25 protein-coding genes are annotated in these 25,697 nt (G+C 59.3%); 13 read left to right on the top strand and 12 right to left on the bottom strand.

Going from position 1 to position 25,697, the window contains the following annotated elements; translation table 11 throughout:
- Positions 1-21 precede the first annotated feature (21 nt).
- On the bottom strand, positions 22-747 hold the full coding sequence (locus tag ACMXYJ_RS26195; protein WP_415757503.1) for a 4'-phosphopantetheinyl transferase family protein: 726 nt from the start codon (positions 745-747) through the stop codon (positions 22-24).
- 162 nt (positions 748-909) lie between these two features.
- Positions 910-1,701, bottom strand: a complete 792-nt coding sequence (locus tag ACMXYJ_RS26190) for a dienelactone hydrolase family protein (protein WP_415760807.1) — start codon at positions 1,699-1,701, stop codon at positions 910-912.
- 145 nt (positions 1,702-1,846) lie between these two features.
- Here ACMXYJ_RS26190 and ACMXYJ_RS26185 point away from each other — a divergent pair, with 145 nt between their 5' ends.
- From ACMXYJ_RS26185 to ACMXYJ_RS26165, 5 genes are all read left to right on the top strand, one after another.
- Positions 1,847-2,449: a hypothetical protein gene (locus ACMXYJ_RS26185; RefSeq protein ID WP_095132462.1), complete on the top strand. Its 603-nt coding sequence runs from the start codon at positions 1,847-1,849 to the stop codon at positions 2,447-2,449.
- Positions 2,450-2,614: 165 nt separating this feature from the next.
- Complete coding sequence (locus tag ACMXYJ_RS26180) at positions 2,615-3,292, top strand: response regulator (protein WP_046046505.1); 678 nt, start codon at positions 2,615-2,617, stop codon at positions 3,290-3,292.
- Positions 3,289-4,635 (top strand): ATP-binding protein, encoded by a 1,347-nt coding sequence (locus ACMXYJ_RS26175; RefSeq protein ID WP_415757502.1) that lies wholly within the window; start codon positions 3,289-3,291, stop codon positions 4,633-4,635. Before ACMXYJ_RS26180 ends, ACMXYJ_RS26175 begins: the two co-directional genes overlap by 4 nt.
- Positions 4,636-4,766: 131 nt before the next feature.
- On the top strand, positions 4,767-6,770 hold the full coding sequence (locus ACMXYJ_RS26170) for a YncE family protein (protein ID WP_415757501.1): 2,004 nt from the start codon (positions 4,767-4,769) through the stop codon (positions 6,768-6,770).
- Between the two features lie 426 nt (positions 6,771-7,196).
- The gene (locus tag ACMXYJ_RS26165; protein WP_415757500.1) at positions 7,197-7,559 is read left to right on the top strand and encodes a DUF6124 family protein; all 363 of its coding nucleotides are present in this window, start codon (positions 7,197-7,199) and stop codon (positions 7,557-7,559) included.
- Positions 7,560-7,818: 259 nt separating this feature from the next.
- Here the strand turns inward: ACMXYJ_RS26165 and ACMXYJ_RS26160 are convergent, their stop codons facing one another.
- Positions 7,819-8,817, bottom strand: coding sequence for an AraC family transcriptional regulator (locus tag ACMXYJ_RS26160; RefSeq protein WP_415757499.1), 999 nt, complete (start codon positions 8,815-8,817; stop codon positions 7,819-7,821).
- A 339-nt stretch (positions 8,818-9,156) separates the two neighbouring features.
- Between ACMXYJ_RS26160 and ACMXYJ_RS26155 the strand changes: the two genes are divergently transcribed.
- Both ACMXYJ_RS26155 and ACMXYJ_RS26150 read left to right on the top strand, forming a co-directional pair.
- The gene (locus tag ACMXYJ_RS26155; RefSeq protein WP_415757498.1) at positions 9,157-10,491 is read left to right on the top strand and encodes a dicarboxylate/amino acid:cation symporter; all 1,335 of its coding nucleotides are present in this window, start codon (positions 9,157-9,159) and stop codon (positions 10,489-10,491) included.
- A gap of 144 nt (positions 10,492-10,635) precedes the next feature.
- Positions 10,636-11,817, top strand: a complete 1,182-nt coding sequence (locus ACMXYJ_RS26150) for a CaiB/BaiF CoA transferase family protein (RefSeq protein WP_415757497.1) — start codon at positions 10,636-10,638, stop codon at positions 11,815-11,817.
- Positions 11,818-11,937: 120 nt separating this feature from the next.
- Here the strand turns inward: ACMXYJ_RS26150 and ACMXYJ_RS26145 are convergent, their stop codons facing one another.
- Positions 11,938-12,432, bottom strand: a complete 495-nt coding sequence (locus tag ACMXYJ_RS26145) for a SprT family zinc-dependent metalloprotease (protein WP_415757496.1) — start codon at positions 12,430-12,432, stop codon at positions 11,938-11,940.
- A gap of 158 nt (positions 12,433-12,590) precedes the next feature.
- Positions 12,591-13,193 (bottom strand): Yip1 family protein, encoded by a 603-nt coding sequence (locus ACMXYJ_RS26140; RefSeq protein WP_095132452.1) that lies wholly within the window; start codon positions 13,191-13,193, stop codon positions 12,591-12,593.
- A 372-nt stretch (positions 13,194-13,565) separates the two neighbouring features.
- Between ACMXYJ_RS26140 and ttcA the strand changes: the two genes are divergently transcribed.
- Together ttcA and ACMXYJ_RS26130 are read left to right on the top strand one after the other, a co-directional pair.
- Entirely contained in the window at positions 13,566-14,390 is an 825-nt protein-coding gene (gene ttcA, locus ACMXYJ_RS26135; protein WP_415757495.1) for a tRNA 2-thiocytidine(32) synthetase TtcA, read from the top strand.
- Positions 14,391-14,518: 128 nt separating this feature from the next.
- A complete protein-coding gene (locus tag ACMXYJ_RS26130; RefSeq protein ID WP_074879137.1) occupies positions 14,519-15,193 on the top strand; it encodes a DNA-3-methyladenine glycosylase I in 675 nt (224 codons plus the stop codon).
- Positions 15,194-15,281: 88 nt separating this feature from the next.
- On the opposite strand, the gene ACMXYJ_RS26125 is transcribed toward ACMXYJ_RS26130, so the two are convergent.
- The 3 genes from ACMXYJ_RS26125 to arsC are packed head-to-tail and all read right to left on the bottom strand — an operon-like array spanning position 15,282 to position 16,655.
- Complete coding sequence (locus tag ACMXYJ_RS26125) at positions 15,282-15,707, bottom strand: DUF2069 domain-containing protein (RefSeq protein ID WP_111451701.1); 426 nt, start codon at positions 15,705-15,707, stop codon at positions 15,282-15,284.
- A gap of 1 nt (position 15,708) precedes the next feature.
- A complete protein-coding gene (gene wrbA, locus ACMXYJ_RS26120) occupies positions 15,709-16,305 on the bottom strand; it encodes an NAD(P)H:quinone oxidoreductase (protein WP_046046494.1) in 597 nt (198 codons plus the stop codon).
- Positions 16,302-16,655, bottom strand: coding sequence for an arsenate reductase (glutaredoxin) (gene arsC, locus ACMXYJ_RS26115; RefSeq protein WP_415757494.1), 354 nt, complete (start codon positions 16,653-16,655; stop codon positions 16,302-16,304). Before arsC ends, wrbA begins: the two co-directional genes overlap by 4 nt.
- A gap of 114 nt (positions 16,656-16,769) precedes the next feature.
- Here arsC and ACMXYJ_RS26110 point away from each other — a divergent pair, with 114 nt between their 5' ends.
- Complete coding sequence (locus tag ACMXYJ_RS26110) at positions 16,770-17,237, top strand: TlpA disulfide reductase family protein (protein ID WP_415757493.1); 468 nt, start codon at positions 16,770-16,772, stop codon at positions 17,235-17,237.
- Between the two features lie 111 nt (positions 17,238-17,348).
- Here the strand turns inward: ACMXYJ_RS26110 and ACMXYJ_RS26105 are convergent, their stop codons facing one another.
- From ACMXYJ_RS26105 to ACMXYJ_RS26090, 4 genes are all read right to left on the bottom strand, one after another.
- Positions 17,349-17,753, bottom strand: coding sequence for an META domain-containing protein (locus tag ACMXYJ_RS26105; RefSeq protein WP_046046491.1), 405 nt, complete (start codon positions 17,751-17,753; stop codon positions 17,349-17,351).
- Complete coding sequence (locus ACMXYJ_RS26100; protein WP_415757492.1) at positions 17,753-18,187, bottom strand: hypothetical protein; 435 nt, start codon at positions 18,185-18,187, stop codon at positions 17,753-17,755. Before ACMXYJ_RS26100 ends, ACMXYJ_RS26105 begins: the two co-directional genes overlap by 1 nt.
- Before the next feature lie 77 nt (positions 18,188-18,264).
- Positions 18,265-19,257 (bottom strand): 2-hydroxyacid dehydrogenase, encoded by a 993-nt coding sequence (locus ACMXYJ_RS26095; RefSeq protein WP_415757491.1) that lies wholly within the window; start codon positions 19,255-19,257, stop codon positions 18,265-18,267.
- A 21-nt stretch (positions 19,258-19,278) separates the two neighbouring features.
- Positions 19,279-22,032, bottom strand: coding sequence for a response regulator (locus ACMXYJ_RS26090; protein ID WP_415757490.1), 2,754 nt, complete (start codon positions 22,030-22,032; stop codon positions 19,279-19,281).
- Positions 22,033-22,246: 214 nt separating this feature from the next.
- On the opposite strand from ACMXYJ_RS26090, the gene ACMXYJ_RS26085 reads away from it, so the two are divergent.
- From ACMXYJ_RS26085 to ACMXYJ_RS26075, 3 genes are all read left to right on the top strand, one after another.
- The gene (locus ACMXYJ_RS26085; protein ID WP_415757489.1) at positions 22,247-22,969 is read left to right on the top strand and encodes a response regulator transcription factor; all 723 of its coding nucleotides are present in this window, start codon (positions 22,247-22,249) and stop codon (positions 22,967-22,969) included.
- Positions 22,956-24,386: a histidine kinase sensor domain-containing protein gene (locus tag ACMXYJ_RS26080; RefSeq protein WP_415757488.1), complete on the top strand. Its 1,431-nt coding sequence runs from the start codon at positions 22,956-22,958 to the stop codon at positions 24,384-24,386. The genes ACMXYJ_RS26085 and ACMXYJ_RS26080 overlap by 14 nt, the downstream gene beginning before the upstream one ends.
- A gap of 183 nt (positions 24,387-24,569) precedes the next feature.
- Positions 24,570-25,592: a PDDEXK nuclease domain-containing protein gene (locus ACMXYJ_RS26075; RefSeq protein WP_415757486.1), complete on the top strand. Its 1,023-nt coding sequence runs from the start codon at positions 24,570-24,572 to the stop codon at positions 25,590-25,592.
- The last annotated feature ends 105 nt before the right edge of the window (positions 25,593-25,697 follow it).

Raw genomic sequence — 25,697 nt, 5'->3', positions numbered from 1 at the left:
CCTACCAGACGCTAAAAATCTTCAGGCCTTGATGCTGACCAGACTCAACAACTGCCCATCCACGACCCCAAACTGCGCATCCAGCTCAGTGCCATTGCACCACTCGCTGGACAGATCAGTCAGCAGCCGCAGCCGCACTTCACCGCTCTCGGTCCACTCCAACACTTCAGCGTGCTCGAAATAGAAGCGCTGCTGCACGATCGGATACAGCGCCTTGAACAGGCTTTCCTTCACCGAAAACGTCAGGGTTACCAGCATCGCCAGTTGATCGCGACGGCCGGCGGTCATGCGTTGCAACTCGGGAGCGGTGAGGATTTCCCCGGCCAGTCGCTCGGCCCGTTCAGGGTTGAGCAGGTTTTCCAGGTCCATCCCCAAGCCGCGCCAGTGGGCTTTCTTCGCGACAATCGCCGAGGCCCGGCCGGTGCTGTGGGTGATCGAGCCCGTGATGTGCGTCGGCCACACCGGTGCCCGATCCTCGCCGATGGCCGGAATAAAGCTCAGCCCTTCCAACTGTTGCAACGCCGCCCGAGCGCAAACTCGCCCGGCGAGGAACTCCGCCTGACGCTTGGCGACCGAACGCTGGATGCTGGGCGGCGGCTCGATGGCGCTGCGCTGGAAATCATCGCTGGCCAGTTGCGAGGTATCGAAGTGAGTGCTCAACAGCACCGTATCGGGCAGCGCAAACGGCAGCGGCCAATGGGCATCGAGTGGGGTGCAGCAGACGGGGAGGGCGGGGGCGCGATTCATGTGGGGCATTTTGCCGGGTTGCTCTCAGGCTGGGTAGTGAAGGTTTGGATCGGCGGTGTGGCCATTCGCGAGCAGGCTCGCTCCCACACTGGATCTATGCAACACCGAAGATCTCCTGTGGGAGCGAGCCTGCTCGCGATGGCCGCGACGCGGTCTACCGACTCAACCAAAAATCTTCTTGAAGAACGCCTGCATGTCCGCCCAGGATTTCTCATCCGCCGCTTTGTTGTAGCCAATATCCGGCCCGCCATGATCGCCATGGCTCAACCGATCCGCATCAGGGTTGCTGAACCCATGCTTGGCGCCCTCCAGGCTGACGAACTTATAGTCAGCCCCGGCCTTGTCCATTTCAGCCTTGAACGCTGCCACGTTATCCGGCGTGACCATGCTGTCCATCGCCCCATGTTCAACAAGGATTTTCGCTTTCACACTACCCGGCGCCGCAGGCGTCTTGGTCGCCAGCGCACCGTGAAAACTCACCACGCCCGCCAGCGGCAAACCCTGACGAGCCGCATTCAGCACCACGCCACCGCCGAAGCAATACCCGATCGCGGCGATTTTGTTTGGGTCGGTTTGCGGCTGTTTCTTCAATAGATCGAGTCCGGCCTGAAAGCGCGCACTGGATGCGGCACTGTCCTTCAGCGCGGCTTGCATAAACGCCATGGCGTCCTTGGGATGCTCAGTGTTTTTGCCATCGCCATACATGTCGATGGCCAGCGCGCTGTAGCCCAGACCGGCGAGATCACGGGCGCGACGCTTGGTGTACTCGTTGAGCCCCCACCATTCGTGCACCACCACAACGCCAGGGCGTGCGCCTTTGATGGCGTCGTCATAGGCGAAGTAGCCGATCATCTTGGTGCCGTCAGCACTTTGATAGGGGATTTCCTGAGTCTTGATAGCGGCTTGGCTGAGCCCGCTCAAGGCCAGTAATACGAGGGCGAGGAAAATGCGCATCATCGGATCTCCTGCAAAGAGTCATCAAAACAGCCGAGTCGATTTGATTCAGCTCAGGTTCAGAGTGCGTTCAGGGGGAGTTCAGGGCGGGGTGAGTAACCTTGCCCCGTACCCAAATAGCACATAGCGCATAAGGAACTCCCCTATGACTGGTTTCAAAAAACTGCTTCTGGCTTTCGCTGTCCTGAGCGCGAGTACCGCGGCTTTCGCTTCCGACGACAATTTCGCCAGCCTTACTTTTGGACAGACCAGCAACAAGGTCAAAAAGTCCCACGCCCTGAACGACAACCTCAACAGCCCGAACGCCGACGGCGTGATCGGCAAGGACAACACCTGGGGTGTACGCCTGGGCCAGCAAAACAGCCAGGGCCGCTACTACGCCACTTACGACAACGTGTCGGGCTCGCACAATGGCATTAAACTGCGTCAGGAAAACCTCCTGGGCAGCTACGATCTGTTCTACCCGGTGGGCGGCAGCACCAAGCTGTTCGGCGGCGCCACGGCCGGTTTGACCAAAATGACTCAGGATTCCCCAGGCTTCAGCCGCGACAGCGACATCGGTTACGCCATCGGCGGCCAATTGGGCGTCCTGCAACAGGTTTCGCAAAACACCTCGGTGGAACTGGGTTACCGTTATCTGCGCAGCAACGCCAGCACCGAGATGAGCGAACGCGGTGGCAGCAAACAGGGTTCGCTGGACCTGACCAGCAGCGCCCAGACCTACCTGTCGGCGAACTACGCTTTCTGATAAGCGCAATCCCTGTAGGAGTGAGCCTGCTCGCGATAGCGGTGTGTCAGGCGACATCAATGTCGGCTGTGCTGGCGCCATCGCGAGCAGGCTCACTCCTACAGGGTTGTGTGGTTTGACTGAGAACTGTGCTGCTGGAGATAACGATTTGCGTAGGAGAGCGTTATGAAACTGCTGGTCGTCGAAGATGAAGCGCTGTTGCGCCATCACCTGCAAACCCGCCTGACGGACAGCGGCCACGTGGTCGAGTCCGTGGCCAATGCCGAAGAGGCGCTGTACCAGACGGAGCAGTACAACCATGACCTGGCGGTGATCGACCTCGGCCTGCCGGGCATGGGCGGGCTCGACCTGATCCGTCAACTGCGCTCGCGCGGCAAGACCTTCCCGATCCTGATCCTCACCGCGCGCGGCAACTGGCAGGACAAGGTCGAAGGCCTCGCCGCTGGCGCCGACGATTACGTGGTCAAGCCGTTCCAGTTCGAAGAACTCGACGCGCGCCTGAATGCCTTGCTGCGCCGCTCCAGCGGTTTCACTCAGTCGACCATCGTCGCCGGGCCGTTGCTGCTGGACCTCAATCGCAAACAGGCGTCCCTCGATGAGCAGCCGCTGGCGCTGACGGCATACGAGTATCGGATCCTCGAGTACCTGATGCGGCATCACCAGCAAGTCGTGGCCAAGGACCGCTTGATGGAACAGCTCTACCCGGACGACGACGAGCGCGATCCGAACGTGATCGAAGTGCTGGTCGGCCGTCTGCGCCGCAAACTTGAAGGCCCGGCCGGCTTCAAACCGATCGATACCGTGCGTGGCCTCGGCTACCTGTTCAACGAGCGCTGCACTTGATTCGTTCCCTTCGTGTCCGTTTGATGCTCGCCGCCACGATCCTGGCGGTGTTGTTCATGCTGGCGTTGCTGCCGGCGATGCAGGGCGCGTTCAGCCTGGCGTTGCAGGACTCGATCGAACAACGCCTGGCGTCGGACGTCACCACGCTGATTTCCGCCGCCCGGGTGGAGAACAACCGCTTGCAGATGCCGGCGCAGTTGCCCGATGAGCGCTTCAACCTGACTGACGGCCGTTTGCTCGGCTACATCTATGACCGCGAAGGGCATCTGGTCTGGCGCTCGAAGGGCACCCAGGAAGAGCACATCAACTACAAGCCGCGTTATGACGGACGCGGTAACGAGTTTGCGAGAATCAGCGAAGCCAACGGCCAGGAATTCTTCGTCTATGACGTCGAGGTCAAACTGCTCGGCGGCAAGAGCGCGGCGTTCAGCATCGTCGCGCTGCAACCGGTGCGTGAGTACGAAGCCACCCTCGAAGGCCTGCGGGAAAATCTCTACCTCGGTTTCGGTGCCGCCTTGCTGGTGTTGCTCGCGCTGCTGTGGATCGGCCTGACCTGGGGCTTGCAGGCATTGCGCCGGCTCAGTCAGGAACTGGACGAAATTGAAAGCGGCACCCGCGAAAGCCTCAGCGAACAACACCCGCGCGAACTGCTGCGCCTGACCGGCTCCCTCAACCGTTTGCTGCACGGCGAGCGCGAACAACGCAGCCGCTATCGCGACTCCCTCGACGACCTGGCCCACAGCCTGAAAACCCCGCTGACCGTGCTGCAAGGCGTCAGCGAAGACATGGCCCTGCGCCCGGCCGATCGTGATCAGGCCTGGGTGCTGCAAACCCAGATCGAACGCATGAGCCAGCAGATCAGCTATCAACTGCAACGCGCCAGCCTGCGCAAAAGCGGCCTGGTGCGCCATCAGGTCCGCCTGCGCCCGGTGCTGCAAAGCCTGTGCGACACGCTGGACAAGGTTTACCGCGACAAACGCGTGCGGGTCGCCTTCGATCTGCCGGAGCAGTGTTACGTGCCAATCGAACAGGGCGCCCTGCTGGAAATGATGGGCAACCTACTGGAAAACGCCTATCGCCTGTGCCTCGGTGAAGTGCGCATCAGTGTGCGCGAAAGCCTTGGCGGGGTTGAGTTGTGTGTCGAGGATGATGGGCCGGGGGTGCCACCGGATCAGCGGGCGCGGATTCTGCAGCGTGGGGAACGGCTAGATCGCCAGCATCCGGGGCAGGGGATTGGTCTGGCGGTGGTGAAGGACATTATCGAAAGTTACAGCGCGAAGCTGACGCTGGGGGATTCGCCGATGGGCGGGGCGGCGTTCCGGATTCATTTTCCGTTGCTGTAACAGCGACAACCGTCTGTCGGAAACAGGTCTATACCTGTCAGATCTGACAGTAGCCAGTCTTCCAGATGAGGAGTGTGATGGTTTACGCACCCGAGAGGGGCTCGGGTGTATCACACTTGCGGGAGACGAAGATGGACATCCAGTCATCAGTATTGAATGAGTTGTTTGTGTTGTATCCAGTGATTATCCAGGGCTGGGTATCCCCGTTGAAACCTGCCAATCTCGCTCACGGTGGCATTCCGAAATCCCTTTACGATGGACAGCCACAGGGCCTGGAATGTCTGGTGGATCCTTGGACCGAGCTTCAACTTTTTTCCTGGACAATGGCCGTGGATGATCGCGTTGACTTGTACGTCAACGACGATCCCACTCCCGTTACAGGCAAAACCGTCGCTCCGGGAGAGGAACAACAACGTATCCGCCTGTATGTACCGCACGGCCGGTTGCGCAACGGCGTCAACCGGCTGCATTACAAGGTCATCCGTCCCGGTGGGGGCAGCGAAGACTCTCGGGATTTGAATGTGTTGTATTACCTGCGATCTCCGGGTGAGCCAGCGCCAAATGGTCTGGATCTGGTGATCCCGCCCGATGTGATCAAGGATGGGGTCAGTGCCGCACGCGCGGCGCAAGGTGTGGAGTTCGGGTTCACCTATTCCAACCGGCGAGCCTATGACCGCATTCGCTTTCAGTTAGGCGATGAGTCGGTTGATTGGGAGATCACCGACGCTTCGACGCCGGTGACCAAAACACTCTTCACCGACACTTTCCAGCGGGTGGGTGACAATCCGAACCTGCTGCTTGATTTCGTCGTTTTTGACCAGTTGGGCAACTTCAACCGGTCGTCAACCAAGCAGATTGATGTGCACCTTGGTCGTGTCAATCTCTCGGCGGCAATCCTTCGAGAAATCCCGACCGAGAACAATGACGACCCCAATACAGTGGACCTCGCCAAGTTGAACGGTAATCCGTTGTCGGCGTTGATTCACCTCGTCGAAACGATCTGGAAAGTGGGTGACTCCATTAAGTTGGCTTTTACCGCCGAGTTGAATGGCAGTGTTGTTGCGACTCACGAAGAAACATCCCCTGTAGCGCAAGTGCCGAGCCAGTTTTTGTGGAGCATTCCTAACAACAAAATCATCGCCAATAGCACCGTGACGGTCGTGTATGAACAAGTCCGCAACGATACGGTCATCGCTACGTCGACCCCTGCCACGGCGCAGGTGATTGGAAAAACTACAGAGCCGGTAAAAGACATCGATTTAGGTCGGCCGCAAAGAGCCAATGCTATAAGCCCGGACGGGACGCGCCTCTATGTCGGGCACGTTGGTGCAATTTCCGTGATCGACATCTCTACCAATAGACTGATCGACACTATAGTTACACCCAACACAGGTTTTTTTTGGGGGTTTGTCTTAACCCCCGATGGCGCCAAATTGTACGGAGCCGTTGATGGAACAAATGAAGTGCTGGTCATTGATACACTTTCGAACAAGGTGATCAAACGCGTTGCGGTCGGAGGCCAGCCGGTGAATATCATCATGAACCCGAGAGATAACTCTGTCGTTTGTCATGCTGGTAGTAGTTCCAACGGGTCAGTTAGGGTGATCGATACGCGTACGGATCAGATCATCAAAACATTCCCTACCGGCAGTTTTACTCGCGGAGCTGCAATAAGCCTGGATGGACAACGCTTCTATTACGTCGAACATCAAATCCACAATCTGGTCGTCATGGATCTCACCACTGGCCGCCGATTGAAATCCACACCCGTGCCGAAAACCAGAGGGTCGGTTTACCTAAGTCGGGATGGCCTGCGGCTTTACCTTCCTTCGTACAATGACACTCCTTTCTCTTTACTGGAGATGGAGGCCAGTACTTTGCGATTGTTACGTAACATCAGCCCTCTTTATCCCTCTAATCAATATACGGCGGCATTTAACCCCGAAGGTACACGGCTGTATCTATGTGGTTCGTTGAATAAAATCATTCTGGCAATGGACTTGGCCTCGGGCGCGATTGTTCGCACCTATCAAACGGGGTCTAAGTCTCAAGGAATCAGTTGCACACATGATGGCAAGCGCCTGTACGCCTGTAATGCAGGAAACAATTTCGTAACGGTGGTAGCCACTGATTGAAGGCGCTTTCAACACTGGGAAAGGGGACGCATTTATTTATCCGAAGTTGCGTCCCGTAAGGCCTGAGTGAGTATTAAACGGAGATGTTTAAAACACATCTCCAGACACTCACGCAGGCTACACATCCTTGCGCCGCTGCCTACGACTACGCCAGAATTCGCCGGCTTGTGCGCCTAAGGGCCGGGCTCTATCGTTTGCCGGTCGCTGAAAAACAGCGATCGGGTTTGGTAGCCCGGTTCAATCTGGCGCATTGCGCAACCTAATGCAGGGACTTTTTTCGTCTTCTGTTTTTATGGTGGCCATGCGTAGGGCGCCCTCGGGCGCGCCGGGTTGCCAGATGACCGGCCTACCAACCTTCGTATGGCCGCCACCCTTCGTTTGGTAGCGAGGGTGATGGCTCCACTTTTACTATCTGGAGTTCCATCTATGTACAAAATCACACCCAACCCGCCAGAAACCGACGACGTTTCCCCGCACGAAACCCCCGATTCCAAAAAGCTCAACGAAGCCGTCGACTGCACCCTCGATTTCTACCTCAACCCGGCTGCCCACATCAAAGCCACCCCGCGCACACCCAGCACGATGTTCATCGTCAACCCGGAGCTCGATACCGAAACCCTGCTGGCCCATGCGTGCGAGTCGCTGGCCTCGGCCAATGTCATGACCATGGACCTGGCGGATCATATGGAGGGGCCGAGTCGCAATTCGCTGTTGGGGATTGCGCAGATCATCATGCTGGGGGAGCTGGCGGTGAATCGGGCGCTGGATAACATTGATCCGCAAGACTAGCGAAGGTCTGGTGGTGAGTGGGTAAGTGTGGTGCCTGACAAGTATCGCCTGGCTTGAGATCCAGCCCTCACCCTAACCCTCTCCCCGAGGGAGAGGGGACTGACCGAGTTGTTTTAAGAAATTCTGCGACCTGAAAGACCCCGTCGATTATGGATTCGACGCAGGACTTTCAGGTCGCAGGATAGGCCGAACATCCCCCGATCAGTCCCCTCTCCCCCTGGGAGAGGGTTAGGGTGAGGGCTGGATCTCAAGCCATGAATCAATGCTCCTGCGCCCGATAAGCCCCCGGCGTCAACCCGGTCCACTTCTTGAACGCCCGATGAAATGCCGAAGGCTCGGAAAACCCCAACTGCTCGGCAATCTGTTGCAACGACAAATCCGCCCGCCCCAGGTGATAAATCGCGATGTCCCTTCGCAGTTGATCCTTCAATTCCTGAAAACTCGACCCTTCTTCCCGCAAATGCCGCCGCAGCGTCTGCGGGCTGATGTGCAGGTGCGCGGCCACCGCTTCCAGGTCCGGCCAGTGTGAACTGTCGCGGCTGAGCAACCTTCGCAACTGGCTGCTCAAACTGTCGCCGTCGTCCGGGCGCGACAACAGGTCGGCGGGGGAGTGTTCGAGGAAATGTTTGAGTGTCCGTTCGTCCTGCAACAGCGGCATGTTCAAGTAGCGACTGTGGAACAGCAGGCTGCTCTGCTCGGTGGAAAACTCCATCGGGCAGGGGAACAGCAAATCGTATTCGGCGCCGTGCTCGGGTTTCGGGTAGCTGAACGTCGCCTGTTCCAGGCGAATGCGCTGGCCGATCAGCCAGCTGCCGAGTCGATGCCAGACCATCAACTGGCTCTCGGTGAGGAAGTGGTCCGGGTCGCGGAACTGCGAATCGTCGAGGCTGAGGCGGATCATGTCGTCTTCGCGGGTCAGGGTCAGACGCGGGCTGTCGGGGAATAAGCTATAAAATAATAAGCCGCGGTGGAGTGCTTTCTCCAGGTTGCGGCAGTGGATCACCGCATGGCACATCATCGCGAAGCTGCCGGTTTTGCTCGGCACCGGTCCGAAGCCCAGGTATTCGTCGTCCAGTGCCAGCCACAGTCCCTGGATCAATCGGGTGAACTGTTCAGGCGCGATTCTCGCTCGTGGCTCTTCAAGCAACTCGGGGCTGATGCCGAGTTGTTGCAGCAGGTTTGAATAGTCATAACCCAGCCGGCGTGCGCCACCGAGGGCGGCACGGGCGAAATGACTGGCGATGGTGCGTTCGCGCATAGAAGGCAAGTCCGTCCATTGAACGGCGGATGGTAGCCGTGGTGCCTGATGATGAACAAGGCGGATATCCGCCAATTTGTAGGACGAGGTCTGGTCGATGGGCGGAAATCCGCCACTTTGCCGTAACCGTTTGGTGACAAAGAAAAACCTGCAACCCTTGATGTCAAAAGGCTTGATGGCGATTTGATGAAGGTGGCACGGGCCTTGCGATACAACCCGCAGATGCCTGCCGTTGCGCAGCTCGACAAAACAAATCCCTCCAGTGCAGGAGGGTTCGCAATTGAAGTGTCTTTGGCAACAGATGGATGTTGTCACCGGGCACTCTTGAGGAACTTTGCAATGACGACTCGTCAGCCACTGTACAAATCCCTGTATTTCCAGGTGATCGTTGCTATTGCCATCGGCATCCTGCTCGGTCACTTCTACCCGCAGACCGGTGTTGCCCTCAAGCCGCTGGGTGACGGGTTCATCAAACTGATCAAAATGATCATCGCCCCGATCATCTTCTGCACCGTCGTCAGCGGTATCGCGGGCATGCAGGACATGAAGTCGGTCGGCAAGACCGGCGGTTACGCGCTGCTCTACTTCGAAATCGTTTCGACCATCGCTTTGCTGGTGGGGCTGGTGGTGGTCAACATCGTGCAGCCGGGTGCCGGCATGCACATCGACGTCGCTACGCTGGATGCCTCCAAAGTCGCTGCTTATGTAGCGGCCGGTGCTGATCAAAGTGTTGTTGGCTTCCTGCTGAACGTGATCCCGTCGACCATCGTCGGTGCGTTCGCCACGGGCGACATCCTGCAAGTGCTGATGTTCTCGGTGATCTTCGGTTTCGCCCTGCATCGCCTGGGTGCCTACGGCAAGCCGATCCTGGACTTCATCGATCGCTTCGCCCACGTGATGTTCAACATCATCAACATGATCATGAAGCTCGCGCCAATCGGTGCCTTCGGTGCGATGGCGTTCACCATCGGTGCCTACGGTGTGGGTTCGCTGGTGCAACTGGGTCAGTTGATGGCGTGCTTCTACATCACTTGCCTGCTGTTCGTTCTGGTCGTGCTGGGCGGTATCGCTCGCGCTCACGGCTTCAGCGTGCTGAAAGTGATTCGCTACATCCGTGAAGAACTGCTGATCGTGCTGGGTACTTCTTCTTCGGAATCGGTACTGCCACGCATGCTGATCAAGATGGAACGCCTGGGCGCACAGAAATCGGTTGTGGGTCTGGTGATCCCGACCGGTTACTCGTTCAACCTCGACGGTACGGCGATCTACCTGACCATGGCGGCAGTGTTCATTGCTCAGGCAACCGACACCCACATGGACATCACTCACCAGATCACCCTGCTGGTGGTGTTGCTGCTGTCCTCCAAAGGTGCTGCCGGTGTGACCGGTAGTGGCTTCATCGTGTTGGCGGCTACCTTGTCCGCCGTTGGCCACTTGCCGGTTGCCGGCCTGGCGCTGATCCTCGGTATCGACCGCTTCATGTCCGAAGCCCGTGCCCTGACCAACCTGGTCGGTAACGCTGTTGCCACCCTGGTTGTCGCCAAGTGGGTCAAGGAGCTGGACGTTGACGTGATGCACGCGGAACTGGCTTCTGGCGGTCGCGGTATCTCCGACGAACGTGTGGAAGACGACCTGGGCGTGGCCGAAGGCCCAACCCCAACCAACGTCAAATAAGACGGTTGCACTGAAAAAACCCGCTTCGGCGGGTTTTTTCATGCCTGCGATTTGAGCGCAACGGTCAGCGCATCTGACGCCCAAGGTGATTGCTGCAATGCCGTCGGCTGCCTAGTCTGGGAACATCGTTTACGGAGAACGCCCATGCTCGGTCCACTGGCATCACTCAAGGTTCTGGATTTCTCGACATTGCTGCCGGGGCCGTTCGCCTCATTGATGCTGGCAGACATGGGCGCCGAGGTGCTGCGCATCGAATCGCCAACGCGCATGGACCTGCTGCGGGTCTTGCCGCCTCACGATCAGGGCGTCTCCGCCAGCCACGCCTACCTCAACCGCAACAAGCGCAGCCTGGCGTTGGACCTCAAGCAGCCGGAGGCGCTGGAGGTGATCAAGCAGTTGCTGCAGGAGTACGACATCGTGCTGGAGCAGTTCCGCCCCGGCGTGATGGAACGATTGGGCCTGGGTTATGACGCCTTGAAGGCGATCAATCCGAAACTGATCTACGTGTCGATCACCGGTTACGGCCAGACCGGCCCCTACAAGGACCGCGCCGGCCACGACATCAACTACCTGGCGCTGGCGGGGCTGGCGAGCTACACCGGCCACGCCGACAGCGGACCGCTGCCGTTGGGCATGCAAGTGGCGGATATCGCCGGTGGTTCGTTGCACGGAGTGATCGGGCTGCTGGCGGCGGTCATCGCCCGGCAGCAAACCGGGCAGGGGCAGCATCTGGATGTGAGCATGACCGACTGTGTGTTCAGCCTGAACGCCATGGCCGGCGCCGGGTATCTGGCCTGTGGCGTGGAGCCGGGAAGGGAGGAACAGATGCTCAACGGTGGCAGTTTCTATGACTATTACCGTTCCCGCGATGGGCGCTGGTTCTCGGTGGGCAGCCTGGAGCCTGCGTTCATGAAACAACTGTGTGCGGCGCTGGGGCTGGAGGAGCTGGAAACCTTGGGGCTGTCGCCGGAACCGGCCTTGCAAAAGGCGCTGAAGAACGCGCTGAGGATTGAGTTCGAGACACGCGATTTCGCCGAGTTGTGCGCGTTGTTTGCCTCGTTGGATGCGTGTGTCGAGCCGGTGTTGAGCCTGGGCGAAGCGGTGCGGCATCCGCAGTTGAAGGCTCGGGCGCTGGTGACCGAAGTGCCGCGTGGTGACGGGACGACTCAGGCGCAGATGGCGTGTCCGTTGAAGTTTTCGCAAGGCTTGCCCGAGCCACGGCATATCGGTGCGGCCATAGGGCAGCATACGGATCAGGTGTTGGGGGAATTGGGGTATAGCGCTGAGCGGATCGAAGCGTTACGCCGTGCCAAGGTCGTTGTGTAGGGGATGTCAGGGCCTCTTCGCGAGCAAGCCCGCTCCCACAGGGGATCTTCGGCGTGACATAAATCCAGTGTGGGAGCGGGCTTGCTCGCGAAGGGGCCAGCACAGGCACCACAAATCTTGCTACTCGACCCGCATTTCCCCACTGAACACCAACGTGCTCCGGCACCGCCGACACAAATACCGCCGCCCCTGTCTCACCAAACCATGGCGCTGGGCGGAAAACGGAAAGTCACTGTCCGCACACGGGCATTTGTAGATGTAACGGGTCACGCTGCGGCGTTTGACGTCATAGGTGTGGCATCGATTGGGCGGCAGTTCGTACACGCCGCGCATGATCAGTTGCCACTCTTCGCCATGCGGCTGGATGCGGTCGCCGAACAGTTGATGGGCGATCAGGTGCGCAACCTCGTGGGCCACGGTCTGCTTGAGGAAGTCTTCGGTATTTTCCCGGTACAGCTGCGGATTGAAGCGCAGCAGGTTCTCGTGCAAATGCGCGACACCGGCTTTTTGCCCGCGCAGCTTGAGGCTCACCACGGGGCGTTTGAAAGATCGTTTGAAAAAGGATTCGGCTAGCTGGTAACAGTCTTCGACGCGGGTATTGAGTTGCTCGGGCATGCTTGATGGATCTCCAGAGACGTCGAGTATGCCGCAACCCTCGAGAGTTGCGAATCGCCGAGGCGCCGAATGGTCGTCACCGTTTACAGTCCTTGAGCATTAGAAGGCCGCCTTGCGGCGGCCTGTGTTGGCAGATCTTGTTTTTGGGTGAAGTGTTGCTAGTTCGTATAGACCGGCCCCACGCCGAGTCCCCAGACAATGACAGTGAACGCCATGATGGCCACCAGCACCACCAGGCCTACCGCAAGCACCGAACTCGAAAACAGAAATCCCTCGTCTGATGGAATGTTCATGAAAGTGGGTAGCCCCACATACAGCAGGTACACCGTGTAGCAGATGGCCGCGGTGCCGACGATCATCCCAAGCCACATGTGTGGGTACAGCGCCGCCAGACCGCCGATAAACAGCGGGGTCGCGGTGTAGGTCGCAAATGCAACGCAGCGTGCCAGACTCGGGTTGGCGTCATAGGTGCGAGCCATCCAGTGGATGAACGCGCCCATTACCGCCACACCGCCGAGCATCGCCAGGTACGACATGACCGTCATCCATATCGCGCTTTCCACCGTCAGCATCACCGGTGCGCGACTGCCAATGACCCAGCCGACCTGAGTGGTGCCGATAAACGCGGATATCGCGGGGATCGCCGCCAGAATCAGGGTATGAGTGAGATACATGTGGCTGATGCTTTCCTCCTGGTCGCCACGAATCTCTTTCCATTCTTGGTCAGGGTGGGTGAAGAGCCCCACTACGTGATGGATCATGCCAGTCACTCCTCTTGTTTTTACCGTCGCCCCCCAGTGGAGCGCCTACGGGCCAAAGTGGCCGAGTAAGGAAAGGTCTGAATATGTGTGCGACCTTATGTCGCAGTATAGAAAGGTCTTCACGGCGCAGGTTGCAGGGCTTTAGAGCAAATTGCGCTGTAAACACTCCTGTTAATCGCCGCAGGGTCTGTCACCACAATCTATGTGGGAGCGAGCTTGCTCGCGATTGCGGTGTGACAGGTTGCATTGATGTTGGCTGACACTACGCCATCGCGAGCAAGCTCGCTCCCACAGGGAATAGGGGGCTCTTCGCCGACGACGCGTTTTTGCGTAAAATGCTGGCCTTTCGTCACACCTCACGGATTTCGCGTCATGGGCACTCTTACGGTCAACCAGAACAAACTGCAAAAGCGCCTTCGCCGCCAGGCCGGTGAGGCTGTTGCCGATTTCAACATGATTGAAGACGGCGACAAGGTCATGGTCTGCCTGTCCGGTGGCAAGGACAGCTACACCATGCTCGATGTGCTGATGCATTTTCAGAAGGTCGCCCCGATCAAGTTCGAGATCGTGGCCGTGAACATGGACCAGAAACAGCCGGGTTTTCCTGAGCACGTGCTACCGGCCTACCTCAAAGCGCTGGGTATCGAGTATCACATCGTCGAGAAAGACACCTATTCGGTGGTCAAGGAGTTGATCCCGGAAGGCAAGACCACCTGTTCGCTGTGCTCGCGCTTGCGTCGCGGCACGCTCTATACCTTTGCCGACGAAATCGGCGCAACCAAGATGGCCCTCGGTCATCACCGCGACGACATCGTCGAGACCTTTTTCCTGAACATGTTCTTCAACGGTTCGCTCAAAGCCATGCCGCCGAAGCTGCGCGCCGACGATGGCCGCAACGTGGTGATCCGTCCGCTGGCCTACTGCAACGAAAAAGACATCCAGGCCTACGCGGACTTCAAGCAATTCCCGATCATCCCGTGCAACCTCTGCGGTTCTCAGGAAAACCTGCAACGGCAGGTGGTCAAGGACATGCTTCAGGAATGGGAACGCAAGACGCCAGGCCGCACCGAAAGCATTTTCCGCAGCTTGCAGAACGTGATCCCGTCGCAACTGGCGGATCGCAATCTGTTCGACTTCACCAGCCTGCGTATCGACGAAACTGCCGCGTCGCGGTTCGTCAACGTTGTAAACCTCTAAACACAATCACTGTGGGAGCCAGCCTGCTGGCGATAGCGGTGGGTCAGACACATCATTGTTGACTGACCCACCGCTATCGCCAGCAGGCTGGCTCCCACAGGTTTCATTTAAATTCCTCAGGAGAGGGCATGCGCGATTACAAGTGGCTGCACGAATACTGTCTGAACCGCTTCGGTTCAGCGGCTGAGCTGGAAGCCCATCTGCCCGTTCCGAAAACCCCGGCGCAATTGCGCAAGATCAGCGATGACCGCTACCTCTCGACCATGGCGCTGCGCGTCTTCCGCGCCGGGCTCAAGCACAGCCTGGTGGACGCCAAATGGCCGGCGTTCGAAGAAGTGTTCTTCAAGTTCGACCCTGAGAAAGTCGTGCTGATGAGTGCCGAACACCTTGAGCGCTTGATGCAGGATGCGCGGATCATTCGTCACTTGGGCAAACTCAAGAGCGTGCCGCGCAACGCGCAGTTCATTCTGGATGTGGCGCATGAGAAAGGCAGCTTCGGCGCGTTGATCGCCGATTGGCCGGTCACGGATATCGTCGGGTTGTGGACCTACCTGAAAAAGCGCGGTCATCAATTGGGCGGGTTGTCGGCTCCGCGGTTCTTGCGCATGGTCGGCAAGGATACGTTTGTGCCGAGCTACGACGTGGTCGCGGCGTTGAATGCGCAGAAGATTGTGGACAAGGTGCCGACCAGCCTGCGGGACCTGGCCACGGTGCAGGGCGTGTTCAACCAGTGGCATGAAGAAAGTGGCGGGCGGCCGATGAGCCAGATATCGATGATGCTCGCCTACACAGTGAATCATTGAGACCGAGTTGATCCCTTCGCGAGCAGGCTCACTCCTACAGGGTTCACGCTGTCCTTGTGGGAGCGAGCCTGCTCGCGATACCGGTCTATCAGGCGACGGAAATCTCACCCTCGCCCGCAAGCTTGCGATTGAGCTGAAACCGCCACCGCACATACAGCAGCGCCGAGCAGAACACCGCCAGGCTCGCGCCCATTTCCAGCAAACCGAACAGCTGCCGGTTCGGGTCATACGCCGCCAGTGCGCCCTTGATGAAATACAGGTTCACCACAAAGCACATCCATGAATGCCCGCGCGCGCTGCCGATAATCATCCCCGGCGCCAGCAACAGCAGCGGCACCAGTTCGATCAGCAGAATCACCCACGGTCGGGCGCCGTGCAGGTCGGCGACCACCAGGTAGTAGGCGCACAGCAAGCCCACCAAACCGAAGTAGCACAGCAGGCTGATGACGCGCATCGCCCGAACCCGCGGTTCGAGCCATTCGATGGAAGGCAAAATCTTCGGCTTTTTGGCCACGTCAGTTCCCCAGTTTCTGTGCAGTCTTTGCCAAGCGCAGGCCCAAGGCCCGGCACAGCGCGACTTCATGTTCATTCAAGCCGCTTTTGCCATCGGCCCCAGCGTGATGGCTGGCGCCGTAAGGCGTGCCGCCGCCACGGGTTTCCAGCAGGGCCGACTCGCTATAAGGCAGGCCGGTGATCAGCATGCCGTGGTGCAGCAACGGCAACATCATCGACAGCAGCGTGGTTTCCTGGCCGCCGTGCAGGCTCGCGGTGGAGGTGAAAACGCCAGCCGGCTTGCCCACCAGCGCGCCGGTCAGCCACAGGTTGCTGGTGCCGTCGAGGAAGTACTTGAGCGGCGCCGCCATGTTGCCGAACCGGGTTGGGCTGCCCATGGCCAGGCCCGCGCAGTTCTTCAAATCGTCGAGGCTGGCGTACAGCGCACCTTCGTCCGGAATATCGGGTGACACGGCTTCGCACTCGGTGGAAATCGGCGGCACCGTGCGCAGGCGCGCTTCCATCCCGGACTGCTCGACGCCCCGGGCAATCTGCCGGGCCATTTCATTGGTCGAGCCGCTGCGGCTGTAATACAGAACCAGAATGTACGGCGCACTCACGGCAGCAACTCCAGCACATTCTCCGGCGGTCGGCCGATGACGGCTTTGTCGCCGACTTCGAGAATCGGTCGCTCCATGAGTTTCGGGTTGGCGGCGATGGCGGCGATCAATTGCGCCTCGCTCAGGCTGTTGTCGGCCAGGTTGAGGGTTTTGTACTCGTCCTCACCGGTGCGCAGCAGTTGCCGGGCGCTGATGCCGAGCTTGGTCAGCAGGCTCTGGATTTGCGCGGCGTCCAGCGGGGTGTCCAGGTAGCGGACCACCGTCGGGGTCAGGCCACGGGCTTCGAGCAGTTCGAGCGCACCGCGGGATTTCGAACAGCGCGGGTTGTGATAAAGCGTCAGATCGGTCATGTGCGGTTCGCATCTTGCGTAAGGTGACGGCTATTCTAACTGTGCAGCGCGTAATCCAGAACCTTGGGAGGCGATGGGTTGCAGGCGCATTCAATTTTGAACAAGGAATACGACATGACTAGGCGACTGGCAGCGGCATTGGCGATCATCGGTACGTTATTGCTGGGGGGCTGCGGTAACGACTATGGCATCGACCAGAGCGGCCAGAAAGTCGCCGCCGAACGTCTGGACAAACAATGGCTGGTGCTCAATTACTGGGCTGAATGGTGCGGGCCTTGCCGGACCGAGATCCCGGAATTGAACACATTGGCCGATCAGCTTAAGGACAAGAAAATTGGTGTGTTCGGGGTCAACTTCGACAATGTGCAGGGTGAAGAGCTGAAAAGCGCCAGCGAGAAGCTGGGCATCAAGTTCACCGTGCTGGCTTCTGATCCGGCCGATCTTTTTGAGTTGCCGCGCAGTGAGGCGTTGCCGGTGACTTACATCATCGATAACAAGGGCAAGGTAAGGGAGCAGCTGATGGGAGAGCAGACGGCGGCGGGGGTGATGGCGAAGCTTGAGGCGTTGCAGGCGAAGAACTAAAAGCAAAAGATCGCAGCCTCGCCAAGGCTCGACAGCTCCTACAGGGTGTTCGGCAATCTATGTAGGAGCTGTCGAGCCTTGGCGAGGCTGCGATCTTTTCGGGGCCGGTGATCAACCCTCTTCAAGCCACCAACGCAGCGGCTTGCCTTCTGCCGGCCAGAAACGCATCTGGTCGATCGGCGAGATGTCCCAGCGCTGAACGTTTTCCAACGCCTGGAGGAAACGCTTTTCCTGCTCCATCAACGCCGGCGCACACAGTTTGCGGGTGCTGCCAACCTTGCCGAAGCTCAGCTTGTCGCCTTCCAGGGTGTACGGCGCGAACCAGTGGTTGCAGCCGCCGTTGCCGTAGGCCCGACCGTCTTCACCGAGGGTGACGGTCAGGTGGCTGTAATCCATCAACGGACGTTCGCCAATCCACTCCAGAATGTAGCTGCGATTGTGTTCAAGTTGCACCGGTTCGGCGGCGCAGCCCAGCAGGCTGGCGCCAACCATCGCGGTCAGAGCGAGGCGTTTCATCACGCGGGCTCCTGGCATTTCGGGCACAGGTGCTTCTCGCCAACCGTGGTCCAGCCCAGTTCGGTGATCCGTGCGGTGGCAGCCGGCTTTTCAGCCTTGTTGCCCAGCTTGGCGTCTACCGCGAACTCGAAATTCAGCTCTTTGGCGCAGCTGTCGCAGTTCACTTTCCAGGTGTGGATCGCCAGTTCACCGAACACCGGACCACTGGCTACCGCGACCCATTGGCCTGGCGGATTGATCAAGTGGCGAACCGTTTCGACGGTCAGGCGCATGGACAAGTCCTTGGCGCCTTTGAGGGTCACGACCAGCACGTCGTTGTTACGAATCGAGCCGCCGTTGCCGGTGACTTGATAACGCCCCGGCACAAGGGCGCGGCACTCGGTGAGGGTGTGTTGCGGGTTCATCAGGCTATAGCGGAAATCGTGTTCGACCATGGGTCCTCCAAATATGCGCGGCATGCTAGCACGGACATCAGCGCAGCATGGCGCGGGCGTATGACCTTCGATCTGGTTCAGTCACCCTTTACCAGATTCACTGGCGCGCCTGCCGCCCAGGCGGCGATGTTCTGCAGGGTGGTCGCTGCAATCGCGCCCAAGGCTTCGCGGGTCAGGAAGGCCTGGTGAGCGGTGACGATCACGTTCGGAAAGGTCAGCAACCGCGCCAGCACATCGTCCTGCAGCGGCAGGTCGGAACGGTCCTCGAAGAACAGCTGCGCCTCCTCTTCATACACATCCAGCCCCAGATAACCCAGTTGACCGTCCTTCAACGCGTCGATCAGCGCCGGCGTGTCCACCAGACCACCGCGGCCGGTGTTGATCAGCATCGCACCCGCTTGCATGTGCGCCAGTGACTCGCGATTGATCAAGTGTTTGCTTTGTTGGTTGAGCGGGCAGTGCAGGCTGATGATCTGCGACTCGGCCAGCAGTTCCCGGAGGCTTAGGTAGCGGGCCCCGAGGGCTTCGACTTGCGGGTTGGGGAAGGGGTCGTACGCCAGCAATTGGCAGCCAAAGCCGTTCATGATTTTCGCGAAGGTCGCGCCGATCTGCCCGGTGCCGACCACGCCAACGGTCTTGCCCACGAGGTCGAAGCCGGTCAGCCCGTGCAGGCTGAAATCCCCTTCGCGCGTGCGGTTGTAGGCGCGGTGCAGGTGTCGGTTGAGCGCCAGGATCAGCGCCACCGCATGTTCCGCCACCGCGTGGGGCGAGTAGGCGGGGACTCGCACAATCGCCAGCCCCAGGCGCTTCGCCACCGCCAGATCGACATGGTTGTAACCGGCCGAGCGCAGGGCGATCAGGCGTGTGCCGCCGGCGGCCAAGCGTTCGAGCACCGGCGCGCTCAGGTCATCATTAATGAAGGCACAGACCACTTCGTGATGCTCTGCCAGCGCCACCGTATCAAGGCTCAGTCGCGCCGATTGAAAGTGCAGTTCAATGCCGGCCGGTAGCTCGGCACTGAGGAAACTGTCGCGGTCGTAGGTCTGGCTGCTGAAAAGAATCGTACGCATGCGGTCCTCCTGGAATGTACATCAAGCATTTATACGGGCATGGGCCGCCAGGCGGTTGATGGCCCGGTCGAGGTCTTCCAGTGCGCCGGGGGCTTTGGGGTCCTGTTGCTTGAGCAGGGTTTCGCTGCGCTGGCAGGCAGCGCGCAGTTGCGGGACGCCGCAATAGCGGGTCGCGCCGTGCAGGCGATGGACGCGCTCGATCAGGGCGTTCTGGTCGTTGTTTTCCCGGGCGAAGCGAATCGCTTCGCGGTCGGCTTCCAGCGACGCCAGCAGCATTGCCAGCATGTCCGCCGCCAGATCAGCCTTGCCAGCGGCCAGGCGCAAACCTTCTTCGTGATCGAGCACCTGCAACTCATGGCCACCACCGTGGCTGTCGCTGGAGCGCTCCGGCCCATGATTGCGCAGCGCCAGGCCGGTCCATTTCAGCACCACTTGGGCCAGTTGCCGTTCGCTGATCGGTTTGGTCAGGTAATCGTCCATGCCGCTTTGCAGCAGCGCACGCTTTTCGTTGGCCATGGCGTGAGCGGTGAGGGCAACGATCGGCAGCGGCGTGCAATGCCGTTCACTTTCCCACTGGCGAATCGCTTCAGTGCTTTGCCGCCCGTCCATGCCGGGCATCTGAACGTCCATCAGCACCAGGTCGAAGGTTTCGGTCTGCACGGCCTTGACCGCTGCGTAACCGCTTTCCACTGCGAGGACTTTGGCGCCCATGTCTTCGAGCAGGGTTTGCACCAGCAGCAGGTTGGCCGGGTTGTCGTCGACGCAAAGCACTTTTGGCGCACGGCTGGACACCGGTTCGCCGGGTTCGCTGCGTTGCTGACGCGGGTTGACCAAATCGGACAAGGCCCGCCGCAGCTTGCGGGTGCAGGCCGGTTTGGCCTGGAGCTGGCTGTGCGGGTTGGGCACCGAGAGGTGGAACAGCGTCTGTTCGGTGGTCGGGCACAACACCAGCACCTTGCAGCCCAGGTGTTCGAGGTCCCAGATGTGCTGGTTTAGGCGCTCCGGCGGCATGTCGTTGCTGGTGATGCCGAGCACCGCCAGGTCGATCGCCTGATCGGTCTGATGCGCGCCGGTCACGCCATTGGTCAGGCTTTCCAGCGTATTGAACGGGGTGACCGCGAGTCCGCAGTCTTCCAGCTGATGCTGCAATGCCTGACGGGCCAGTTCGTGGTTTTCCAGCACTGCCACCCGACGCCCGAGCAACGGTGGGCCGGGCAGGTCTTCGGCGTCGTCGCGGGTTTTGGGCAGGCTCAGGCTGATCCAGAATTCCGAGCCTTCGCCGGGCGTACTGTCGACGCCAATCTCGCCGCCCATCTGTTCGATCAGACGCTTGGAAATCACCAACCCCAGACCGGTGCCGCCCGGTTGCCGGGACAGCGAATTGTCGGCCTGGCTGAAAGCCTGGAACAAGGCGCGCACGTCCTGGTTCGACAGCCCGATGCCGGTGTCCTGAATGCTGATGCGCAGTTGCACGCTGTCTTCGTGCTCTTCCTCGAGCATGGCCCTGGCGACGATGGTGCCTTCGCGGGTGAACTTGATCGCATTGCTGACCAGGTTGGTGAGGATCTGCTTGAGCCGTAGCGGGTCACCCACTAACGACAGCGGGGTATCGCGATAAACCAGGCTCACCAGCTCCAGCTGCTTGGCGTGGGCGGCCGGGGCAAGAATGGTCAGCGTGTCCTGGAGCAGGTCGCGCAAGTTGAACGGAATATTGTCGAGCACCAGTTTGCCGGCCTCGATTTTCGAGAAGTCGAGAATCTCGTTGATGATCCCCAGCAGGCTGTCGGCGGATTTTTCGATGGTGCCCAGATAGTCGAGCTGGCGTGGGGTCAGCTCGCTTTTTTGCAGCAGATGCGTGAAGCCGAGAATGCCGTTGAGTGGCGTGCGGATTTCATGGCTCATGTTGGCCAGGAACTCGGATTTGATCCGGCTGGCTTCTAGGGCTTCCTTGCGCGCCAGGTCCAGTTCGATGTTCTGGATCTCGATGGTTTCCAGGTTCTGGCGCACGTCTTCGGTGGCCTGGTCGATGCTGTGCTGCAATTCTTCCTGCGCGTTCTGCAGGGTGCCGGCCATGCGGTTGATGCCGGACGCCAGTGTGTCCAGCTCCTGGCTGCCGAGGGGCGGCAGGCGGGTTTCCAGATGTCCGTCCTTGAGTTGCGCCACCGCTTGCTTGATCTGGCTCAGCGGCCGATTGATGCTCCGACCCATGCGCAACGCCAGCAACGCCGCACCGGCCAGGCCTGCGCCGATCAGCAACAGGCTGGCGAACAGGCTGCGGTAACCGCGCAGCAGCATGCCGTTGTGGGACAGTTCAAGCTCGACCCAGCCCAGCAGGCGGTCGGCTTCGTCGGGAATCAATTCGCCGGCCAGATTGCGGTGCTTGCCGAACACCGGCAGCAAGTAACGCGTCGCGTCATTGCCGCTACGGCGCAGCATCTGCGAACTGTTGCCGATCGGCGCCTGATTGAGCATGGTCGGGCCGGCATGGGCCAGCAGGGAGCGGTCGGGCGCGAGGAACGATACGGCGCGCACGTCCGCTTGTTCCAGCGATTGGGTGGCAATGCGTTCCAAAAGCTCGGTGTTCTTGTGGCCCATGGCCGGGGCCACCAGGGGCGCCAGTTGTTCGGCGATCATCTCGCCACGCTGCATGAGCTGGGTTTGCAGGTCGGATTGCTGCATCCAGGTGAAATAGCCGCCCAGAACCAAGGCCATCAGGCTGGTCGGCAACAGGGTCAGCAATAGCACGCGGCCTTTAATTCCCAGTTTCTTGAGCACGCATCTCTCCTGCATCCAGCGATTTAATGACCTGCACGTACGTCCAGCACGCGCCACCTGCGCAGTGTAGCGATTTGCAGGCGGGCAATCCTCGTAAAATTGATGTCGGCATTCGTCGGCTGGATCGCCACTTTTACCTCACGGGCAAACCTTGTGTTGCCCGCAGCGAGGCAATCTTGAATAATCGCCAACTGAGAATTATTTGCAGATAGTCATGACTCCCATCACTGCTGGCCATCCTCGTATCCTGTCTATAGAAGACGACCTCGTACTCGGTGCTTATGTCCATGAGCACCTGGGACGTTGCGGTTTTCAGGTGACCTGGTGCCAGAACGGTCTGGAAGGCTTGAGCATCGCCCGCCAGCAAGCCTTCGATGTGGTGCTGATGGATATTCTGCTGCCGGGCCTGGACGGGCTGAATGTACTGACGCAGTTGCGCCAGAGCCATTCCACCCCGGTGGTGCTGATGTCGGCGCTCGGTGCCGAGGCGGATCGCATCAGTGGTTTTCGGCTGGGCGCTGATGATTACCTGCCCAAACCCTTCAGCATGGTCGAGTTGCGGGTGCGCATCGAAGCGATCCTGCGGCGTGTCGCGCTTGACCGCCGGCCAGCGCCGGCACCGATTGCCCCTTCGGCGGACAGCCTGCGTTTTGACGATGAATGCTGTGATGTCTTTTATGGCAAACACGCTGCCGACCTGACCCGCAGCGAGTACCGGTTGCTGGAAACGCTGAATCGCAATGGCGATGAAGTCCTGAGCAAAGCCTTCCTTTATCAGCATGTATTGCAGCGCGGTTATGCGCCCCATGACCGCAGCCTCGACATGCACATCAGCCAGATCCGTCGCAAGCTCAAGGCCGTCGGTTACCTCGAGCGCGAAGTGCGCACGGTGTGGGGCAAGGGTTACGTGTTGAGTGCTGTCGATGAAGTGGACTGACCTGCCGGGCAGGCATTCGCTGTTCTGGAAACTGGCGTGTTTGTTGGTGGCGTTCTGTCTGCTGATGATCTGGCTCAGTTGGTCCTGGGGCCGCTACATGGAAAAGAAAAACCTGTTCCTGTCCGATGAGGCTCGGGGCACGCTGATGCGCTACGCCGCCGAGGCCGAGCAGGCGTGGAATCTGCGCCAGAGTGCAGGCGTCGATGCCTGGTTGCAGGGCGTCGGCCATCGCGAGTCGACATGGGTCGGTGTGATTGGCGGCGATTTGCAGTCATTGAGCAGTTATCCGCTGACGGAAAAAGAAACCCAGCGCCTGACTTTTTTACGTGGCCTGGATTGGCCGACGAGTCGCCATACCCAAGGCCTGCCGTGGTTGAGGGTGCCTTTTCCCAACGATCCGTCCGCTGGCAGCCTGGTGATCGAACTGCCCCGGCGTTTTGTGCCCGGGCAATACCGGGTGTTCTGGCGGGTGATCACCAATGGAGTGATTCCCGGACTGTTCACCTTGCTGCTGTGCATTGGTCTGTATCGGTTGCTGGTCGTGCCTTTGAACAGTCTGCGCGAACAGGCCAATGCCTGGCGTGCCGACCAGTTGAACGTACGGTTGTCGAGCCGCATCACCAATCGCCCGGATGAGCTGGGTGAACTGGGCCGGGCCTTCGATCACATGTCCGAGCGCCTGCAAAGCACGGTGGCCCTGCAACAACAACTGCTGCGCGACCTGTCCCACGAATTGCGTACGCCACTGAGTCGTCTGCGGGTGGCCAGCGAAAGCGAGCAAGGGTTGACGCAATTGCGCGAGCGCATTGGTCGAGAGGTCGATGGCATGCAGCGTCTGGTGGAAGACACCCTGCAACTGGCCTGGCTCGACACCGAGCGCGCGCCGCTGCCCGACGAATCGATCCAGATTCAAGCGTTGTGGGAAATGCTTACGGAAAATGCCTGCTATGAAAGTGGCTGGCCGGCGAGCCAATTGCAGTGTGCGGTGGATTCGTCCTGCTGGGTGCGCGGCCATCTCAATACGTTGGCTCAGGCGTTGGAAAACATCCTGCGCAATGCCATTCGTCATTCACCGCAGGGCGGCGTTGTGCGTCTTGGTGGGCAGCGCGATGGCGACTTCTGGCATGTGTGGCTGGAGGATGAGGGCGGCGGGGTGGCTGAGGCAGATCTTGAGCGGATCTTCTCGCCGTTCATTCGACTCGACGGTTCGCGGCCGGGGGATGGCGGGTTCGGGTTGGGGTTGAGCATTGCGAGGAATGCGGTGCAGCGGCAGGGCGGGAGTTTGTGGGCTGAGAACACTGAGGCCGGGTTGCGGCTGAATATTCGATTAGTTGCTGATGATGGTGGTGTCAATGACGACGCTATCGCGAGCAAGCTCGCTCCCACAGTGGAGGTGTGCCGGCCACAAATGGTGTGATCACCCCGATCCCCATGTGGGAGCGAGCTTGCTCGCGATGGCGTCGTCACTGACACCACCATTTTGATTTTGCCGGAGCGTTCCCGTTATTTTGTACGACCTTTCCTAAAGGGTACTGCCGACACCTTAAGCCTGACTTGACGGAATAGACTCGCGTTTTTCCTCGTCCTCCAGGAGTTCGGCATGAATGCATCCAGCGTCCCCGGCAACGTAGCCGACGACCGTTTCAATGAAGTACTTGCACTGATTCAAAGTGCCAAACAGCAGGCGATGCAGGCGGTGAATACCCAGTTGATCGAGCTGTATTGGCAGGTGGGTGCTTACATCAGTCGCAAGCTGGAACAGGCTGAGTGGGGCGATTCTGTGGTCAGTCAATTGGCCGAGCATCTGGCTCAGACTCAACCAGGGTTGCGTGGGTTTACCCGGCGCAATCTGTTCCGTATGCGCCAGTTTTACGAGGCTTATCGGGACAATGAAAAAGTGTCAGCACTGCTGACACAATTACCCTGGACCCACAATCTGCTTATCCTGACTCAGAGTAAGCACCCGCAAGAACAGGAGTTCTATCTGCGTCTGGCCGTCCAGGAAAAGTGGTCGACGCGAGAGTTGGAGCGCCAGCTCAAAGCTGCGCTATTCGAGCGCAGCGTTACCCAACCAGTAAAAGTCTCAGCGGTGCTGAAACAAACTCACCCTGCAGCTCTGGAGATATTCCGCGACGCCTACATGCTCGAGTTTCTCGACTTGCCCTCCAGCCATGGCGAAACCGATCTTCATAAAGGGTTGCTGGCTCGCCTCAAGGAATTCCTGATCGAGCTGGGTCGCGACTTTTGTTTTGTTGGCTCTGAACACCCGCTGCAAGTCGGCGGGCGTGATTTCGCTCTGGATCTGCTGTTCTTCCATCGTGGGCTCAACTGCCTGGTGGCCATTGAACTTAAGGTCGGTCGCTTTGAACCGGAGTATTTGGGCAAGCTGAACTTCTATTTGGAAGCGCTGGATCGCAAGGAGCGCAAACCCCACGAAAATCCCGCCATTGGTGTGTTGCTGTGTGCCAGCAAGGATGACGAGGTGGTCGAATACGCCCTTAACCGCAGCCTGTCTCCAGCGCTGATCGCTGAATATCAGGTGCAGCTACCGGACAAACAGTTGTTGCAGGCCAAGTTGCATGAGTTCTATGCATTGAATGTCGCGCAAGGCGAAGAGTACTGATCCAGCCCCTTATTCCCATAAACCATAAGCACCGCACTTTGCGTGATATGGCCTGCCGAAGTTTGCCGGTATGATAGGCGCCCCCGCAGTCTGGATTGCGAATAC

Origin of the sequence: Pseudomonas arabinosi (genome assembly GCF_047758675.1) — a bacterium.
GTDB lineage: Bacteria > Pseudomonadota > Gammaproteobacteria > Pseudomonadales > Pseudomonadaceae > Aquipseudomonas > Aquipseudomonas arabinosi.
This window is presented reverse-complemented; position numbering and strand designations above follow the sequence as displayed.